The sequence below is a fragment of the Pantoea sp. Ap-967 genome, assembly GCF_011752565.1.
Classification (GTDB): domain Bacteria; phylum Pseudomonadota; class Gammaproteobacteria; order Pseudomonadales; family Pseudomonadaceae; genus Aquipseudomonas.
In genome coordinates this window covers 40,066-55,910 of record NZ_VWXK01000001.1, presented here as the reverse complement: position 1 = coordinate 55,910, position 15,845 = coordinate 40,066, and the positions used below count along the sequence as shown (strand labels likewise).

Below are 15,845 nucleotides of genomic sequence, written 5' to 3'. Positions count from 1 at the left end.
CAGCCTCACCTTCTGATTCTTTCCATGAATTATTCGCTCTGGCCAGCGCCATCGGCGGCGCTCATGGCTGATTTCTAACGAGCATTCCCCGACTCCGCCTAACTCAAGGCGGCGTTTTCGTTTGGGCGAGAACGGCGCTGGCGGGCAGCGTGGAAAATTCGATGAACTTCTGAGCGGCCCTACTACTCTGATCGTGGCGCCGCGAATGCGAGGCTTTCCGGCTTACAAGATCAATAACTGCTAGCGGAAGCTTAGGAATGTTCTCGGAAGACTTTTACGGCGTGTACCTCGTGGCTGAGGTCGTGTTAGTTGTCGCGGCCCTGGCGATCGCTTTGCATTTCAGCCAAGACACGTAGCTGGGTCGCTAGCGGGCAGCGCTGAAAGGCTACCCGGCAGCATGGCAGAAAACTCAGCGCTTCATGCCCAACTCGGCATCATCCAACAGTGCCTTGGCCATTGCGCAAAGGTAGTGGGAGGCCCATATCAACTGTGGTTTGTCTTCCATCAAACCATCGATGCTCAGGTCCCGTGCATAGCCCATCAGCTCCGACGCTTGCTCCCTGGCAAACTGACAAGGGATACCCGCTTCGATACGGAAGAGGGGATGGGTGTGATTTTCACCTTGGTAGAAAGTGGTTTGTCCGATGGTGAAGTGGGTGTCGTCTTTGCTCATCGCTCAATCTTCCTGACATTACGTTTTGTGGGCTGGCCTGTCTTCATGGATAGACCAGCGCAGGCATACTCTTAGTGCGAAGTCCGTGGCTCAGTGGGCGTCTGAACTTGGAGCAGCGCGGATTCGAGCAAAGCGCGCAGGGCCTCCATTTCATGCATCGAGGTCATCATCAAAATTGACGCTGGGGATTTAGGCTGCAGCAGCAAGGCCTGATGCACCACAGTAGCTGCGCAGAGCGCATAGTCCGTGGCCTGGATGAGGGTGTCTTCGAGGGTAAGCTTGTCGAGGGGTGGATCGGGGACGATCTTCAGCATGGTATGGCTCCTGTCGTAATGGAGCTACCACTAACCGCGGCTAAACGAATTGGTGGCAGCTGTACGCGGGTTAGCCGACCGGGACGTCAGGCACCCGGCGCACCCGAAGGTGCCCCCCGTACAGCCGCCATGAAAGGCGCAACTGCCGACTACTCGGTGTTGCAAGGCTGTGGTGTCCGACGATTTCGGGCGGCTAAACCCGGTCGTTGAATGGCAACGACATGCCGAGACTAGAGTCCACATTTTGCGCGTGCAACGGATAACAGCCGCCGGGAGTATCTTTGGGAAATGCCCTACAAGAAAGGGCCAAATTCTGATTTTTTCAGCCGTTAGACGTAACAGCATGTAACGCCTGGCCTGACATCGAGCCGTCGACGCGCCCTTGAAGCGCGCTCCGCGTCACCGGCAAAATTGTGCGACCACATCGTCTGATGACGTGACCTGGGCATATTCGCGGCGTTAGTGTCGAGGCCCTGAATAGGATGCTGCCTGAATCAGGAATGCAGGCGCAGCCATTGATCTGCAACGTCACCCATCGTGGCTGGGGCGCCGCTCTTGATCCATGCCATAAAAGCCCGATCAAATTTGAATGCCCCGCCGCACTCGCTCACCAGGAACTGCCGGACCTTCTGCGTATTTCGGTAGCGGGTGTCGATTGGTGTAGCGCGGGTGATTGGCCCAGCATGCCAGTCAAAGCTCATATCCATTTCCTTGGAGGGGAAGTCGCCCGGAGCGTAGCACCGCTCGTGCCACAAAACACTGATGCGCCTTTGCGACCGACAATGGACAACCAGCGCAAGAAGATCACCGACCAAAAGGCTTGGCGTGCGAGCGAACCTATAATGCCGTGCGATCCAACGGCGTAATCAAGTCAGCACCTTGATTGCGCACATTGCCAACGGCTGTGCTCACGCGGTACCACTCAAAAACCTCTGCCGGCTCACCCAGATTGAGCGCCATCTGCTCGGCATAATCGCCAGGCATCACTGCTGTTATCCACGCTCGGGCGAGCTCTGGCGACAGTACGACAGGCCTTCGGTCGTGCACATCGACCATGCCGCCCTGGGCATCGGCGGTGATTATCACGAACCCGTCGTGCTCACCGCCCGAGAACTGCCCTATCGACGCGCACAGGGCAGGGCGCCCGTCGCGGCGCCGGATGTAGTACGGCTGCTTCTTGGCGCCACCTTCGTCCACCCATTCGTACCAGCCATCAATGGGCGTGACTGCCCGATGCGGCCAGATGGCCCGGAAGAATGGGCCGTGGGCCACCTTCTCGACCCGGGCATTGATAGGCGCAGCGCGATCGGTCGCCCAATGCGGGCGCCACCCCCACCTCACCAGGTCTGCCCTTGGGCCTGCGTCATCCATCCGTAGAATTGCTACCGGCGTACTTGGCGCGACGTTGTACCTACCAAGCGTCTGGTTTCCTACGTTGTTCCGCCATACTACCGGCATGCTCAGGGTATCCACGAAGTCGTGGATGCCTCGGTACTGCGTCAGCCTTCCGCACATACGCCCTCCCTAAGAAGCTTCAGGATAGCCGCTGACCTGTTAAGCATCCGTAGCTACCCCTCAATTTGGATACCCCTGCAACATGAGGTTCAGCCCGTGCTGGGCTGTTGTATCTGGACTGCAGTTACCAGATGTGTGTGATATCGTTTTGCCTCTATCATTGGAGGCAGCGATGAAGGTCAAAAATTGGGACGGCTGGGAGCCAGAGTGGCTGAAACTTGTAGATCACTACCAGAGCGCGCCGGCAGCGCCAGGTGTCTACATCATTTGCGCGGACCGTGCGATCACGCGTGCGGTCGGGATTGACGACAACGGCATTCTGACGGTTGGCGAGTCGGATAACTTGAAGCGTCGGCTTGCTGATTTCGTCCGTTGCGCGAGAACGAAAGGCGCGACAGGGCATATGGCCGGTTGGCGATTCAGCTTCGCTTCGTTCGAGAAGATGTTCCCGCTAGATACTCTGTATGTGAGCTGGTGCCCCACTGTCGACAAAGCAGCAGCATACGCGAAGGAAGGCGAGATGCTTGGGCTTTACCTAGCCGAGCATTACGAGTTACCTCCGCTTAACTACAAGTTCAACTGGTCTCCTCAGGAGCAGTGATCGCTGAGCCCAGCTTCGCGCTGGTAGTGGCGCTTATTGGGATGTTAGAAAATCTGGCGCAGATGAACACGGAAATGGATAACCAGGCGGAAAAATGAAAACGTTGTGCTTTGAAGATGTAATGTTCCTTTCTCCAATGGATGAGGAGTCGTTTTTTACTAGATTAGGAAAAATCAAGTGTGTATCCGCGGTGTTAGGGGTGGGGAACGAAATAAGAGTTTCCATAAAGTCGCCGGTTTCAAAAGTGGACCTTCGCGAACTGCTGGCGGTGAGCTACAGGTATGAAACTGATATGACGCAGTTGCAGTGTCTTATGACTAAGGCTAGTGAGTCTTGGTTCTTTGGTAACAAGGATGCATACTGGTACGCTAGGGTTTTTGGTTAACTCACCTGAATATTGTCAAGTTCATAGCAGGCTGCGTAGTCAGGCGCCGCGGGGCGGCGCATTGCGAGCTGCGCTCGCTCCTACGGGGGGAAGGGTTAGGCGTCTGACAGCGTTGTTCGAATAAAGGCCAAGGCATCCTTGAAAACCTGATGCCATTGGTCAGACGGTTCGCTCATGAGCGGGTGCCAGAAAAACCTGAACTCATGGCCACCATCATCTTCTGCAAAATGCACCCAGGTGTTGGGTAGGTCTTGGGCGACATGGCATTCATGAAATGCCCATAGGTGGCCGGTAACGCGGGAGCGCCATTGCCCCAGATTACGGGTGGGTGTGGAGCGGAGGCCGGCTTCTTCTTTTAACTCTCGCACAGCAGCCAGGTCGGTGGGCTCACCGGGTTCGACACTGCCTTTGACCAGTTGCAAGCCTGCCAGTGGGTGCTCGAACGCCAGGATTTCCAGCGCTTCGCGGGTTCGTAGAACGACGGGGCAAGCTTTATCGGCTTCCATGCTGTCAGGCCTGTTTCCAGAACATTGGGTGGGGCGGGAAGCATAAGGGAAGCAGGCTGGAATCAGAACCAGAGGATGGTTTGGTTTGCAGAGTGGTAGAGCGCCGCTGGGCGGCGCATCGCGAGCTTTGCTCGCTCCTACCGGGCCAGTTCACAGCCTCGTAGGAGCGAGCAGAGCTCGCGATGCGCCGTGTGGCTCAGAAATGAACCGTGATACCTGCATTCACCGAGTGGAAGCGCGTGCCGGAACCGAACTGGCCCTGGTACGACAGCCCCACATCCGTCTGGCGGTTCAACTTCACTTTCGCCCCAAGCTCGGTCATCGCCACGTTGCGCGTCTGTACCAGGCCCTGCACCTCGAAGTCCGGGCCGCCGGCCAAGGCCTGGGTGCTGCGTGGGTCCAGGTCACCGTACGCACGGCGCCAGCCCAGCGAGCCATACACCTGGGTGTCGTGGCTGGCCACGCGGGTGTGGGTCGAAGCGCGCATGCCCAGGGTCGAGAACCAGGTTTCCTGCTTTTCACTGGCCACGTTCAACGCCGCAGCACCGCCTTTTTCACGGAAGCTGTCGGCATCGTACTTCACATACGAAACGCCCACGAACGGCTCCAACGCCACCTCGCCCAAACCAATGCGATAGGCCGCTTCGCCACTGGCTTGCAAGGTGTTGGCGTCGCGCTTGCTCTTCAGGTGGTCGTCGAACCCGGCGAAGGCCACGTTACGTTTGCTGTCGAGCTTGTGCCAGGTGTAGCCAACGTCTGCGCTCAGGCGCAGGGCATCGAGTTGCGCGCCGGTGTACAGGCCCAGGTGGTAGTTGTCGCTGTGGCCCTTGGCATCGCGGTCGTCGGCATCGAACTTGGTGCGGCTGTAGCCACCATACACACCGGCACGCCAGTCCGGGGTGATGCTGCCGTCCGCGCCCACCAGCACACCGCCGGTTCGCTGGTGAAGGCCGCCGGCGCCATTGTTGCCGTCCAGCCGCGACCAGTTGCCGAACACCTGCGCCCAGGCACCGGCCTGGGTGTCAGGGGTGGCGGGCATGAAGTTCGATGCACCCAGCGGCATGCGCACGGCCGTGCTGTCGAGCAGGCTGCGCAGGCGAGTGTTCAGGGCGCCGGAAACCACCTGGCTGTTGGCGATCAACGCAGTGCCGGTGCTGCCGTGGTAGTCGCCGGAGAGTTGGTCGATGGCATTGCGTGCGCTGTCGGCATCCAGCACCAGCAAGTTGTTGTACAGGCGCAGCGGGTCGCCGCTTTGCTGAAGCTCGCTAAGCGCACCTGCGGTGTTCCACTGGTTGCCGGTGAGCGCTACCGTCTGGAAGATGCCAGGGGTGGCCGGGCCGCCTGTTTCTGGCGGCTGGACCGGGGGCTGAACCGGTGGCTCTACGGGCGGCTCGACCGGAGGCTGAACCGGCGGCTCCACCGGTGGCTCGACGGGGGGCTGAACGGGCGGCTCCACCGGTGGCTCGACGGGGGGCTGAACGGGCGGCTCCACTGGTGGTTCGACCGGTGGCTCTACAGGCGGTTCAACCGGAGGCTCCGGCGTAGTGGTTTTCTGCGCGATGGTCAGGTTCAACTCGTTGGCCGTGCGTTGCAAGCTGACGTTGAGAAACGCCGAGTTGGTGAACGCCTCGGCATAGGCGGTGCCGGCGGCAGCGCCGTCGACTACGCCGCCCTGGGCGGCCAGCAGAGTGTAGGTTTGGCCGGTCTGGTAGCTTTGTGCGTCATTGAGCGTGGTGACGTCGACCCGGGTGCCGCGCAGGGTTGCGGTGCCAGTGACATTGACGCGGTCGGCGCCGCCGTCGCCAGCGATGTCCGCAGCGTATCGCGAACCGGCAGCCATCTCCAGGTTGCCGTTGATCGAAAGGGTGCCCAGTGCGCCTTCACCCGGGGAGAGCGTACCGCCGGAGGCGACCTGGGTATTGCCGACTTGGCCGGTACCGGCCAACACGCCGCCGTCGAGTACTTCGGCGCGGTTGCTGTAATTGCCCAAGCTGTCGGTATGGCCGACGGTGCCGTTCACCACCAAGGTGCCGTTGCCGATGCTCAGCAGCGAGGTGCCGCGAGGGTTGGTCTGGTCGACGTCGCCGGCCAGCACCAGGCGCCCACCACGCACCACCGTGCTGCCCGACAGGCCGGTGAGGTCACCGCTGAGCGTGGTGTTGCCGCTGAAGGCATACACCCGGCCCGCGCCGCTGATGCTGTTGCTGACCTGCAGGTCGCTGTCGGTGTGGTTGAACGCCAGCGCGCCGCTACCTGCGCCGAAGCGGATCGCCGTTAGCGGGTCGAGGCGGCCGGCGGCTTGCGCGGTACCGGCCGAAAGGCCGTCGATATCAGTGCGGGCCGGGTCCCGGGTGGCCTGGCCACCGATGCTCAGGGTGCCGCGTGCCGCTGAGTTGATACTGGTCAGCTCGCTGATGTCGATACCTTCGCTGCTGCTCAGCTCGGCGCCATTGGCCAGCACCAGGTTGGTGCTGTTGGTGGTGTTGCCCACCAGCAGCGTGCGGGTGGCCAAGCGCGTGCCTTCGCCAGACACGCTGACCACGGTTTCGCGGCCAAGGTTGGCCGAGCCCAGCTCCATCGAGTCGCTGGTCAGCACTGCGCCATCGCTCAGGCTGAGGTCGTTGCGGTTTCTGAAAGAACCGGTGTTGTCCCAGCGTGTGTTGGCGCCCGACAGCTCGCTGATCGAGTTGATCGCCACCCGCTCGCTGGCAAGCTGCCCGCCATCTTGCAGGGTAATGCGCGAGTCGTAGAGAAAGGTGCCGCCGGAGGTCACGTTGACTGCGTCCACCTTCGCGCCTTGGCCGCGCACCAGCAAGTTGGCCCGGGAAAACGCATTGCCGGTATTGCCATTGTCGCTGAGCTGAAGGTCGCGCACCGACACCAGCGCGCCGTCCAGCACATTGAGCGTACCCTGGCCGGCGCCGCCGATGACGATGGTATTGCCCAGTACGGCCGTGGTACGTGGCACGATCCAGCGGGTGCCAGGGCCTGTGACCGTGACAGTGGCCAATGCAGCGTCGGCTGTGTTGGAGGACTGCCGGCCACCGATTCGCCCGCCCTTGGTGGTGACTTCGGCGCCGTTGTTGATGGTCAGGCTGGCGCTAGCGCCGTTTTCGGGGCGCAGCAGTATCGAGCCATCGTAGGCTCGGTCGCTGCTGAAGGTGTCCTCTCCGCTGTTGAGCTCATAGTCCGCCGCGTGGGCGCTTGGCAGCAGGGCGAGGGTGATCGAAAAGGCGAGCGGGGATAATCTGAATAAGGGATTCATGGCGGTTCTTGATACTCCATTAAATGCCAAGCTCCGGGGGGGCTTGGCGTTCCTTATGTGCAACGGATTAAGGATGGAAGTATCGGGAGGGTTGGCCGCAATGAGAATAGTACGCATGTCCTAGGTTATGTGGACGGGGTGCGCTGGCAGCGTAATTAGTGATGTCCGCGGAACTAATTTGCTGTTGTGAACGGTTTGAGCGGTAGCTCAGAATGGTGGCATATTGCCTTGATGTAAGTGTATGCTCGCTCCTTTTCAACACATCATGGAGTGATCATGCGTCATTACCTTTTTGCCCTAGCGGGTATCCTCACCCTAACAAATACTGCGCACGTTGATGCCTCGTCGATAGACGGAAACAAGGTTACTCAGGGTTTTTATCATGTATACAACGACAAAGGCCGTGAGCGGATTGAGGTCGTATCCACTGATAGCGCGGGTCATGAGACTGGCAGAATGAGCGGCGACGTTTCCCGTGACACCCGACTTGCTCGCTTCACTGCCTTGTTCGGGGAGAATTGCCTGCTCGGATTCACTCCAGCGAAGATGAAGGTATTAGTCGTAGAGGATATCTCTGGAGGCACTGCAGTTTGCGAAATCATGCCACTGCCAACCGCACTTCGGGCCAAATAATACCGATTCGAATTCGTTGATTTTTAGTGGCCCTATTGGTTCTGTCTCAGCGAAATGGGCTCTTACACGCTCTTCCTCAACTAGGAGAACCTGCGTCAAACAGTGTGGGAGCCGTCATATGAGCGGATAGCTGGTTATCTAGCTCAATCCACCCACCGCCACAACGGCTCATCCAGCAACCCTACGCCCTGCAACTGCGTTTGCCCCTGGTGTTTCTCCAGCTCCAGCACATTGCAGCCCTCGCACGCTGTGATTGCCTCGATCAGCGGCCGGCTGTGCGACACCACCCATACTTGGCTGCGTTGCGAGGCCCGAATGATCAGCCGTGCCAGTGCCGGCAGCAAATCGGCATGCAAGCTGGTTTCCGGTTCGTTCAGTACCATCAGCGACGGTGGCCGTGGCGTCAGCAAGGCGGCCATCAACAGCAGGTAACGCAGGGTTCCATCCGACAACTCGGCGCCGCCCAGTGGCCGCAACAAGCCGTGCTGATGTAGCCGAACACTGAACAGCCCGCCTGGTGGAGCGTCGATCTCAAGGCGGCTACCGGGAAAGGCGTCTTCCAGCGCGGCCACCAAGTCTTCCACTTCACCGATCTCGATGATGGTTTGCAGCGCCGAGGCCAGGTTGCGGCCGTCGTGGTGCAGCACCGGCGAGCGGGTGCCCAGTTGGGGCTGGCGGCACGGGGCGTCGCGGTCGATACGGAAGTGATCGTAGAACCGCCAGCTGTTGATGAAGGCACGCAACTCACCGATCTCCGGCGCCTGGCGGGGCCGGCCAACGATGTTGAAGAAACTCTCGCCGCTGTCGGCATGCTGGTCGAGCACCGCCCAACTGTTGCCCTCGCGGGCACGCACCAGGGCGTTCCGGCGCTCGACCAGCAGCGAGGCAGGGCGGTAGGCGCCAGCGCCCCAAATGGCTTCGCACTTGATCTCGGGGTCGAGCATGAAGGCGGTCGGGTAGGGCAGGGGAATCGGCAGGCCAAGGGAGATCGCGAAACCGAAATCCTCGGTGGCGAAGCCCAGGCGCAGGCGTTTGGACTCGCTCGCCTGCTGCCCTTGAATGGGCACTTCGCCGCGCTTCATCCGGGCACTGGTTTGCGGCCCGGCCCACCAGGTGGAGTCCAACCCGCCTTCGCGGGCGAGGGCTTCGACCACGCCGCCCTGGGCGGTTTCGGCAAGCAGGCGCAGGGCTTTGTACAGGTTGGACTTGCCGCTGCCATTGGCGCCGGTGACCAGGTTGAGTTGGCCCAGCGGAAGCACCAGGTGGTTGATAGAACGGTAATTGCCGATGGCGAGGGTAGTGAGCATGCGGTGCGTCCCAGCGTGAACCAGGCGGTCGATTGTGGGCGAAGCCGGCCTGTGATGCCAGCGTTGAAGCCCTTCCCAACATCAGATCGGCGTGAGCAGGATGCCCGGCACCACGCTTGGCGTGGCCTGTAAAAATTGAAACATTATGATACTTTGCCCGTCCTTCAATCGACTTCAGGAAGAGGTCTCATGCAATTCCCTTTTGTTGCAATAGAGTTCAATGAAGTGCAGGCGCTGAAAAAAGCTTGCAAAGGCGCTCAGCTGAAGGGGCTGAGTGTTTTGGGCGCAGCTACTTTCGCCGTGCTTGCCAGTACGGCCACCTTTGCGGCCAGTGACATTGCCGGCGTCGCCCTCGGCGTTTCGCTGGATGAAGCCAAGGCCGCCATCGCCGATGCCAACCCCAACTTCAAGGTCACGCCACTGATGCTAGTGGGCGGCCAGGAAGCCGGTGTTACAGCGAAAACTGACGACCGCATGCCATCGACGGGCATCAATAACAGTGGCGGCCCATCCGACGAGTTTGCAGCCTTGCTGAACGACTCGGGCAAAGTGTGGTTCGTGGCACGTGCGCAGCGCTTCGACAAAGGCGGGCGGATAGACCTTGAGTCGTTCAAGCAAACGCTGATCGAGAAGTTCGGCCAACCCTCGGACCACTCGATCATCGGTGCCCAGGGCTACACCTGGCAATACGACCGCACTGGAACACAGTGGACTGGAAAGGGCCCGGCGCCGTGCCAAGGCAATGGAACCTACTCCACGATTCCTGGCGTTTCACTGACCGCTCCGCGCTCGTTCAGCCCCAAATGCGGGAAAATCGTTTCGGTTAGCGCTGTTACTCAGCCGGACCATATGGTGCCGTATTACACGATCGCCATTACCGATGCCCAAGGGATGTTCGATGAGTTGTCTGCACGCGATGCGAAAGAAGAAGCTGCGCGTAAACAGAAACTGGCCGACGAAAAAGCCACGGCTGTGAAACCAAAGATTTGATGGTGGGTCAGAGCACTCGCTTACTGTATATCCAACTGATAAGGACATCCCATGCGTAATCTCAAAGTTGCACTCGCGGCACTGCCGTTCCTGGTACTGGCCGGCTGCGGTAACGACGCCCTTGAAGGTACTTACGAAGCCACCACCACCGTGATGGGTTTCAAGGCGCCCAAACAAACCTGGGAGTTCTCCAAGGACTACATCATCGCCAACGGCAGCAAGGTCAAGGTTGATGAATGGGAGCGCAAGGGTGATGTGGTAGTTGCGCGCAACAAGGACGGCCAGGCGTTGATCAACGTTCGCGTGCTCGATGGCGGTAAACGCCTGGAAGGCGTAGGCGGCAATGACATGGCCAAGAACGAGTTCGTGCGGGTGGACTGACCGTTCCGAGCGTTGCCTGTACGGGCCTCATCGCGAGCTACGCTCGCTCCTACCGCGTAGGAGCGAGCAAAGCTCGCGATGCGATCTAGCAGGCGCAACCGGCCCCAGGACAGCTCCCGCTCACCACTCGATCGCCTGCCCGTCCCACGCCTTAAAGCCACCACTTTCCGCAGGCCCAAGGCGTTCCACCAACGTGATCAGGCACTGCGCCGCATACGCCGGCTCGAACAGCTTCCCCGCCGCAACATTCCCTTGAAACGGCCGTGACAGCTCGGTATCCGTTGTCCCCGGATGCAGCGCCAACACCGTCGCAGCCGGGTTCAGCCGTTTCAGTTCGATGCTCGCCGTGTGCAGCAGTTGATTGAGCGCCGCCTTGCTCGCCCGGTAGCTGTACCAGCCTCCCAACCGGTTATCGCCAATCGACCCCACCCTCGCCGACAGCGCGGCGAAGGTCGTCGGGCCTTTGCGCAGCATTGGCAACAGCTGCTTGAGCAACAGGATTGGCGCGAAGGCGTTGGTCGCGAAGCTTGCCTGCAACCCGGCCAGTTCCACCTGCAGCAACGACTTTTCGGCCTTGGCGCCTTCCTGGTGCAGGATGCCCAAGGTGCTGATGACCAAGTGCAGATGATCACAGGTTTGGCGCACCGCAGCCGCGAGCGCCACCAGGGCCTGTTCGTCACGTGCGTCGCAGTCGATCAGCAGCAATCGGCCGCCGTGCGCATCTGCAAGCGTCAACAGGGCGGTGCTCTGGCTGGCCTGCCGGGAAACGGCCCAGACGCGCGCCACGTCGGCACGGGCCAACAGCGCGGCGCACAGCGCCAGGCCAATGCCCCGGCTTGCACCACAGATCAGCGCATTGGCGTCGCCATGGATGTTGGGAATCAGGCTCATGCATGCACCTCATGCGATGTGCGTGGCTGGGTGTTTCCGGTAGACCGCCTCGCGCCGATTAAACGCCGTTGAGCAGTGGCGCGTCGTCAGCCCTGGGCTCTGGCAGGCTATCAAGAAACGCCTTGATTTCCCGCTTGCCGCGCAAGTGCAGCGTAGGCACTTGCGGCCCAACCTTTTCGCGCACGGCCTCGATACCGGGGCGGTAACCGCGGTCGAAGGTCCACACGAACTTGAGAAAGGCCAGTTCAAAGCGTTCCTCACAGCCGTCCGCGCGGTCCGGGCGCGGCTGGTTGCGCAGCAGGCGCTGCACCACGCGGGTAAAACAGGTCAGACGGGGTGTGTCGAGCCAGATTATCAAATCCGCACGCGGCAAGCGCAGGTCGAAGGTGCGGCGGGCGTAGTTGCCCTCGCACACCCAGGCATCGCCAGCGACCGCTTGGCGCACGCGCGCACGAAACTGCTCGGCGTCCGGCTCGGCCCAGTTCGGCTCCCAGAACAGCCGGTCCAGGTGGACCACGGGGAGCTTCAGGCGGGCGCCAAGGGCGCGGGCGAGGGTGGACTTGCCGCTGCCGCCGTTGCCGAGAATGACGATGCGTTGCATGGGGACTTCCTGTCGGGGTAAACGCGCAATTCTACCCGTCAGCCCAGGCAGTTCAAACAACTGCCTGCCGGTTTGCACGCCCCGCTCAGGTCTTTGCTACCGTGCCCGCACGCGGTTGGCATCCTGTGGATGGTTTTGTGCTGCGCGGGGCAGCCATCAGGCTTGCGGAGTTACGCCCAGCAATACCTGAACCTGGCGTTGCAGTTGGCTGACATGCTCACGCTCGGCGCGCAGGGCAGAGCGCAGTTCGCTGTTTTCCAGTTCGTGGATACGTGCGCTGCGCTCCAGGTCGCGATCACCTTTGAGCAGGCTCCAGATTTCGCCCTGCCGGGCATGGTCAAGGCAGACCATGAGCAGCGTAAGGCCGGTGACGCCCAGCAATGTGATTTCAATGGCTTGCATCTGTTTCTCCTTGGGTGGTGGCAAATTGCTGCCAACCAAAAGATATGTCCTGTTAAACGACATGTCGATATTGGAGGCTTGTACAGGTAAAGGAATGGTGCAGATCTGAAGGCCAGCCCGGCGCTAGGGTGGAGAAGGCCTTGAGGCTACCTGGCTGGGCCAAAGCGCACGAAGTATTGTGCCGTGAGGGCTGTAGCGCATGGGCCACCAAACCGCATCTTTGCGCAATCGCTTATGATATGACCGGTTTATTTACATATCGCTGCTGGCTTGATTTGCATCGGGCTGGACACGTACGATCAGGCGACACGTCAGCCTTTTAACCATGAACAGCCACCCTGCCACCAGGAACCCGGATGAAACGCACACAACGAATGGAACAAACCCGTTGGGACCTGGCTTTGCGCTATCGCCTCATTGAAACGGTGGTGTGGTGGGAAGGCAGGCTGACAACCAATCACCTGATGCAAAGCTTCGGCATCAGCCGGCAGCAGGCCTCCAAGGACATCAATACCTATATCAACGATTACGCCTCGAAAAACCTTGTCTACGACAAGCAAATCAAAGGCTATGTGCCCACCCGCCAGTTCAAGCCCCTGTTCATCGATGACAGTGCCAGTGCCTACCTGGACCTGCTGAACCAGAACAACGAGCGTGCCCCGCACATCGAAGGGCTGGCGCTGGCGTACGCACATACCGAGGTGTTGAAAGTGCCGGACCGTTCCATCCGGCCCGAAGTGCTGCGGCCATTGCTCAAGGCCTGCCGGGAGAAACGGCGGCTGGACATCGAGTACGTGTCCTTCACAAGCCCAGAGCTGGAAGGCAGAACCATTGCGCCGCATACGCTGGTGTATACGGGCATGCGCTGGCATGTGCGGGCGTACTGCGAGAAGAACCGCAAGTACCGGGATTTCGTGCTGAGCCGTTTTCGCGGGGAGCCTGAGTTGCGCGATGAAATCACCGATAACGGCATCGAGCTGGACACCGAGTGGAATACCCAGATTGACGTAATCTTCCGGCCAGACGAGCGCCTGAGCCCGGCGCAGAAGGCGATCATCGAGGTGGACTACGGAATGACGGATGGGCAACTGGTGGTGCGCAGGCCGCAAGCGTTGGTGAAGTACGTTGTGCAGCGCTTTCAGATCAACCCGAATGTGCATGAGCCCAAGCCCGAGGCGCAACAGTTGGTGCTGGCCAATCGCACCGAGCTTCGCCCTTGGTTGTATTCGGATTGAGCCCGCAACCCCTCAGTCGCTATCCAGCTTGCTCAGGTCCTTTGCCGTGAAGGCTGCAGCCTGGCGCTTGTTGGCCACGCCAAACGGCACGTGCACCATGGGCAGGTCGCCGGCTGCCGAATACAGGTGGCTGCGCTGGTCATCGAAGAACATGTGCGGTTTCAGAATCCGCAGTACCCGTTCCTTTTCCATGCCGCCCAGGAAGAACGACTCATCCGGCGAAACCCCCCAGTTCTTCAAGGTGGTTACCACCCGTTCATGGGCCGGCGCGTTGCGCGCGGTGACGATGGCGATGCGCAAGATGCGCTGGTAGTCAGGGTCTTGCGCCAGCTTGCGGTCTTCAAGCTGGCGAATCAGCGACAGCTTGCGGTACAGGTCGGCCAATGGGCCCGGCTGATGGGGAATGGCCTTGCGGTCCTGCTCGTGGGCCTGGAAGTCATCGAGGTTGAGGTTCTGCTTGTAGACGCTTTCGGCCTCGTCATCGGCAATCACGCCATCGAAGTCGAAGGCCACCCTTAGCTCGGTGTCGATCTCGTCGTCGTAGATGCGCGTGGGAAGCACCAGCCCGGCCGGGTAATTGGCGTCGATGGCGCGTTGCACGTCACCTTCGTGGGCGCTGAGGAACAGTGAGGCATTGAACGCGGGAATGTACTCGTAGGGCGAGCGGCCGGACATGAACGCCGCACGGGTGATGTCCAGGTTGTAGTGCCTGATCGAGCGAAACACCCGCAGCCCGGTTTCCGGCGAGTTGCGCGAGAGCAGCACCACTTCCACCGGCAGTTGCTCGGGAAAGGCCTGGTTGATGCTCAGGAAGCGGCGGATGAATGGGAAGGCCACGCCCTTGGGGAACGGTACGTCGAGGTTCGCCTCCTGGTGCAGGCGGTAGGCTTCGACGCCTTCGGCCTGGTAGATGTCGTCGGAGACGGCCAGGTCGAACAGGGCGCTGGAGGCAACGCCGACAACCAGTTTATGCTCGATGGGGTAGGGCATCGCGGGCGTCTCCTGCGGCGCTTGGCAAAAGGTCGAGTGCCATCATACACGCCGCGTGCGTTTGGGCGTGACACTGGGTGACAGCCCCGCGATGCGCCTAAGTCAATTCATCCGTCCTTGAGCAACTGCTTGTACATGACGATGGTGCGTTCATCTCCATGCAACACCTCGCGCAGCTTCTGGTAGCCAAGCATTGAATAGAAGCCATTCGGCGGTAATGGAGGAGGGCACTCGCAAGCTACTCAGCCCGCTTGCGGTGGCGTGTTGCTCGATCACCTGCATGAGCTGGCGGCCAATGCCAAGGCCTTGATGATCCGGGCAGACGAACACGCTTCTGACCACATCGTTTTCAAGGCTGGCGGTCGCCACCACGTTCTCGTCGATCAGTGCCACGAAAACCTGGCGCTGAGTCAGCAGGGCGATGATGGCCGGCGCGCTGAACGAGGCCTCGACGCGAGCGATGGTACGCGCGTCGTAATCTGCGGCATTGCTGGTGCGCAGTGCGCTGATGATCACCTGGCTGATGGCGACGGCATCATTGGGTAGCGCTTGGCGAATGTAGCAATCCAATCGTGTATCTCCTCTCTGTGCAAGCGTATCCCCAGCTACAGGCTTCCCATCGCTTCACAACGCCTGAAAACGCCCCTCGAAATCGCTCGCCAGCTGTTCCAGCGTCACACTGCCCAGCCGCTCCAGCAATAGCGCCTGGGCCGCCTCGAAGGCATCGGTAAGCGCCGCATTCACCGCCTGTTCCACCAGGCAATGCGGGTGGTCGGTTGACAGGCCGATGGCAAAGATCGACGCACCGCCCAGCGCTTCATGGATATCCAGCAAGGTGATCTGCGCCAGAGGCCTGGCCAGCGTCCACCCGCCACGGTGCCCTTTCACAGAGCTTACATAGCCTTGCTCCTTGAGCAGCCCCATGGTCCTGCGCACCACCACTGGGTTGGTCCCAAGCATCTGCGCAAGGGTTTCGGAGGTGGACGGTTTGTCATGGCGGGCCATGTGGATCAGCACGTGCAGCATGCGGGACAGGCGGGTGTCGTTTCTCATCTGAGCGAGGTCTGGCCAGGGTAGGCTGCCAGCCTCACACGAAACATCAAAGGTTACAAGACCATTGACGGGTCACTATCATGTAACTTACGTTGTGTCATAA

General features: G+C 60.4%; 18 protein-coding genes. 5 read left to right on the top strand and 13 right to left on the bottom strand.

Features of this window, described 5'->3' with window-relative positions; genetic code table 11:
* Nucleotides 1–409: 409 nt before the first annotated feature.
* The 4 genes from F3J45_RS00260 to F3J45_RS00245 all read right to left on the bottom strand — a co-directional run bounded on the left by F3J45_RS00260 (nt 410) and on the right by F3J45_RS00245 (nt 2,502).
* Nucleotides 410–673, bottom strand: coding sequence for a DUF3077 domain-containing protein (locus F3J45_RS00260; protein WP_167055397.1), 264 nt, complete (start codon nt 671–673; stop codon nt 410–412).
* Nucleotides 674–744: 71 nt separating this feature from the next.
* Nucleotides 745–987 (bottom strand): hypothetical protein, encoded by a 243-nt coding sequence (locus F3J45_RS00255; protein ID WP_167055394.1) that lies wholly within the window; start codon nt 985–987, stop codon nt 745–747.
* A gap of 494 nt (nt 988–1,481) precedes the next feature.
* Complete coding sequence (locus F3J45_RS00250; protein ID WP_167055391.1) at nt 1,482–1,688, bottom strand: DUF6434 domain-containing protein; 207 nt, start codon at nt 1,686–1,688, stop codon at nt 1,482–1,484.
* Nucleotides 1,689–1,824: 136 nt separating this feature from the next.
* Nucleotides 1,825–2,502 (bottom strand): SOS response-associated peptidase, encoded by a 678-nt coding sequence (locus F3J45_RS00245; RefSeq protein ID WP_167055388.1) that lies wholly within the window; start codon nt 2,500–2,502, stop codon nt 1,825–1,827.
* Between the two features lie 172 nt (nt 2,503–2,674).
* On the opposite strand from F3J45_RS00245, the gene F3J45_RS00240 reads away from it, so the two are divergent.
* Nucleotides 2,675–3,103 (top strand): GIY-YIG nuclease family protein, encoded by a 429-nt coding sequence (locus F3J45_RS00240; RefSeq protein ID WP_167055385.1) that lies wholly within the window; start codon nt 2,675–2,677, stop codon nt 3,101–3,103.
* Between the two features lie 480 nt (nt 3,104–3,583).
* On the opposite strand, the gene F3J45_RS00235 is transcribed toward F3J45_RS00240, so the two are convergent.
* Together F3J45_RS00235 and F3J45_RS00230 are read right to left on the bottom strand one after the other, a co-directional pair.
* The gene (locus tag F3J45_RS00235) at nt 3,584–3,994 is read right to left on the bottom strand and encodes an NUDIX domain-containing protein (RefSeq protein ID WP_167055382.1); all 411 of its coding nucleotides are present in this window, start codon (nt 3,992–3,994) and stop codon (nt 3,584–3,586) included.
* 196 nt (nt 3,995–4,190) lie between these two features.
* Nucleotides 4,191–7,259 carry an autotransporter domain-containing protein gene (locus tag F3J45_RS00230; protein WP_167055379.1) on the bottom strand — a complete coding sequence of 1,023 codons (3,069 nt, stop codon included), beginning with the start codon at nt 7,257–7,259 and terminating at the stop codon, nt 4,191–4,193.
* Nucleotides 7,260–7,535: 276 nt separating this feature from the next.
* Between F3J45_RS00230 and F3J45_RS00225 the strand changes: the two genes are divergently transcribed.
* Nucleotides 7,536–7,892, top strand: a complete 357-nt coding sequence (locus tag F3J45_RS00225; RefSeq protein ID WP_167055376.1) for a hypothetical protein — start codon at nt 7,536–7,538, stop codon at nt 7,890–7,892.
* A gap of 143 nt (nt 7,893–8,035) precedes the next feature.
* On the opposite strand, the gene F3J45_RS00220 is transcribed toward F3J45_RS00225, so the two are convergent.
* Nucleotides 8,036–9,199: an AAA family ATPase gene (locus tag F3J45_RS00220; protein ID WP_167055373.1), complete on the bottom strand. Its 1,164-nt coding sequence runs from the start codon at nt 9,197–9,199 to the stop codon at nt 8,036–8,038.
* 189 nt (nt 9,200–9,388) lie between these two features.
* Here F3J45_RS00220 and F3J45_RS00215 point away from each other — a divergent pair, with 189 nt between their 5' ends.
* Both F3J45_RS00215 and F3J45_RS00210 read left to right on the top strand, forming a co-directional pair.
* Nucleotides 9,389–10,189 (top strand): hypothetical protein, encoded by an 801-nt coding sequence (locus F3J45_RS00215; RefSeq protein WP_167055371.1) that lies wholly within the window; start codon nt 9,389–9,391, stop codon nt 10,187–10,189.
* Between the two features lie 51 nt (nt 10,190–10,240).
* Nucleotides 10,241–10,570 (top strand): hypothetical protein, encoded by a 330-nt coding sequence (locus F3J45_RS00210; protein ID WP_167055368.1) that lies wholly within the window; start codon nt 10,241–10,243, stop codon nt 10,568–10,570.
* A 120-nt stretch (nt 10,571–10,690) separates the two neighbouring features.
* Here F3J45_RS00210 and F3J45_RS00205 read toward each other — a convergent pair whose 3' ends face one another.
* The 3 genes from F3J45_RS00205 to F3J45_RS00195 form a co-directional block, all read right to left on the bottom strand.
* Nucleotides 10,691–11,461 (bottom strand): SDR family NAD(P)-dependent oxidoreductase, encoded by a 771-nt coding sequence (locus F3J45_RS00205; protein WP_167055365.1) that lies wholly within the window; start codon nt 11,459–11,461, stop codon nt 10,691–10,693.
* A 58-nt stretch (nt 11,462–11,519) separates the two neighbouring features.
* A complete protein-coding gene (locus tag F3J45_RS00200; protein WP_167055362.1) occupies nt 11,520–12,062 on the bottom strand; it encodes an AAA family ATPase in 543 nt (180 codons plus the stop codon).
* A 156-nt stretch (nt 12,063–12,218) separates the two neighbouring features.
* Nucleotides 12,219–12,464, bottom strand: coding sequence for a hypothetical protein (locus F3J45_RS00195; RefSeq protein ID WP_167055358.1), 246 nt, complete (start codon nt 12,462–12,464; stop codon nt 12,219–12,221).
* Between the two features lie 356 nt (nt 12,465–12,820).
* Here F3J45_RS00195 and F3J45_RS00190 point away from each other — a divergent pair, with 356 nt between their 5' ends.
* On the top strand, nt 12,821–13,699 hold the full coding sequence (locus F3J45_RS00190; RefSeq protein ID WP_167055355.1) for a WYL domain-containing protein: 879 nt from the start codon (nt 12,821–12,823) through the stop codon (nt 13,697–13,699).
* A gap of 12 nt (nt 13,700–13,711) precedes the next feature.
* Here F3J45_RS00190 and F3J45_RS00185 read toward each other — a convergent pair whose 3' ends face one another.
* From F3J45_RS00185 to F3J45_RS00175, 3 genes are all read right to left on the bottom strand, one after another.
* Nucleotides 13,712–14,689, bottom strand: a complete 978-nt coding sequence (locus F3J45_RS00185) for a 5'-nucleotidase (RefSeq protein ID WP_167055353.1) — start codon at nt 14,687–14,689, stop codon at nt 13,712–13,714.
* 150 nt (nt 14,690–14,839) lie between these two features.
* Nucleotides 14,840–15,259, bottom strand: a complete 420-nt coding sequence (locus tag F3J45_RS00180) for a GNAT family N-acetyltransferase (protein WP_205300323.1) — start codon at nt 15,257–15,259, stop codon at nt 14,840–14,842.
* Between the two features lie 54 nt (nt 15,260–15,313).
* Entirely contained in the window at nt 15,314–15,742 is a 429-nt protein-coding gene (locus tag F3J45_RS00175; protein ID WP_167055351.1) for an Rrf2 family transcriptional regulator, read from the bottom strand.
* Nucleotides 15,743–15,845 lie beyond the last annotated feature (103 nt).

Bases quoted from the DNA above. Each gene is read 5' to 3' on its own strand.
- F3J45_RS00260 (WP_167055397.1), bottom strand. From the start codon at position 673: ATGAGCAAAGACGACACCCACTTCACCATCGGACAAACCACTTTCTAC.
- F3J45_RS00255 (WP_167055394.1), bottom strand. From the start codon at position 987: ATGCTGAAGATCGTCCCCGATCCACCCCTCGACAAGCTTACCCTCGAA.
- F3J45_RS00250 (WP_167055391.1), bottom strand. From the start codon at position 1,688: ATGAGCTTTGACTGGCATGCTGGGCCAATCACCCGCGCTACACCAATC.
- F3J45_RS00245 (WP_167055388.1), bottom strand. From the start codon at position 2,502: ATGTGCGGAAGGCTGACGCAGTACCGAGGCATCCACGACTTCGTGGAT.
- F3J45_RS00240 (WP_167055385.1), top strand. From the start codon at position 2,675: ATGAAGGTCAAAAATTGGGACGGCTGGGAGCCAGAGTGGCTGAAACTT.
- F3J45_RS00235 (WP_167055382.1), bottom strand. From the start codon at position 3,994: ATGGAAGCCGATAAAGCTTGCCCCGTCGTTCTACGAACCCGCGAAGCG.
- F3J45_RS00230 (WP_167055379.1), bottom strand. From the start codon at position 7,259: ATGAATCCCTTATTCAGATTATCCCCGCTCGCCTTTTCGATCACCCTC.
- F3J45_RS00225 (WP_167055376.1), top strand. From the start codon at position 7,536: ATGCGTCATTACCTTTTTGCCCTAGCGGGTATCCTCACCCTAACAAAT.
- F3J45_RS00220 (WP_167055373.1), bottom strand. From the start codon at position 9,199: ATGCTCACTACCCTCGCCATCGGCAATTACCGTTCTATCAACCACCTG.
- F3J45_RS00215 (WP_167055371.1), top strand. From the start codon at position 9,389: ATGCAATTCCCTTTTGTTGCAATAGAGTTCAATGAAGTGCAGGCGCTG.
- F3J45_RS00210 (WP_167055368.1), top strand. From the start codon at position 10,241: ATGCGTAATCTCAAAGTTGCACTCGCGGCACTGCCGTTCCTGGTACTG.
- F3J45_RS00205 (WP_167055365.1), bottom strand. From the start codon at position 11,461: ATGAGCCTGATTCCCAACATCCATGGCGACGCCAATGCGCTGATCTGT.
- F3J45_RS00200 (WP_167055362.1), bottom strand. From the start codon at position 12,062: ATGCAACGCATCGTCATTCTCGGCAACGGCGGCAGCGGCAAGTCCACC.
- F3J45_RS00195 (WP_167055358.1), bottom strand. From the start codon at position 12,464: ATGCAAGCCATTGAAATCACATTGCTGGGCGTCACCGGCCTTACGCTG.
- F3J45_RS00190 (WP_167055355.1), top strand. From the start codon at position 12,821: ATGAAACGCACACAACGAATGGAACAAACCCGTTGGGACCTGGCTTTG.
- F3J45_RS00185 (WP_167055353.1), bottom strand. From the start codon at position 14,689: ATGCCCTACCCCATCGAGCATAAACTGGTTGTCGGCGTTGCCTCCAGC.
- F3J45_RS00175 (WP_167055351.1), bottom strand. From the start codon at position 15,742: ATGAGAAACGACACCCGCCTGTCCCGCATGCTGCACGTGCTGATCCAC.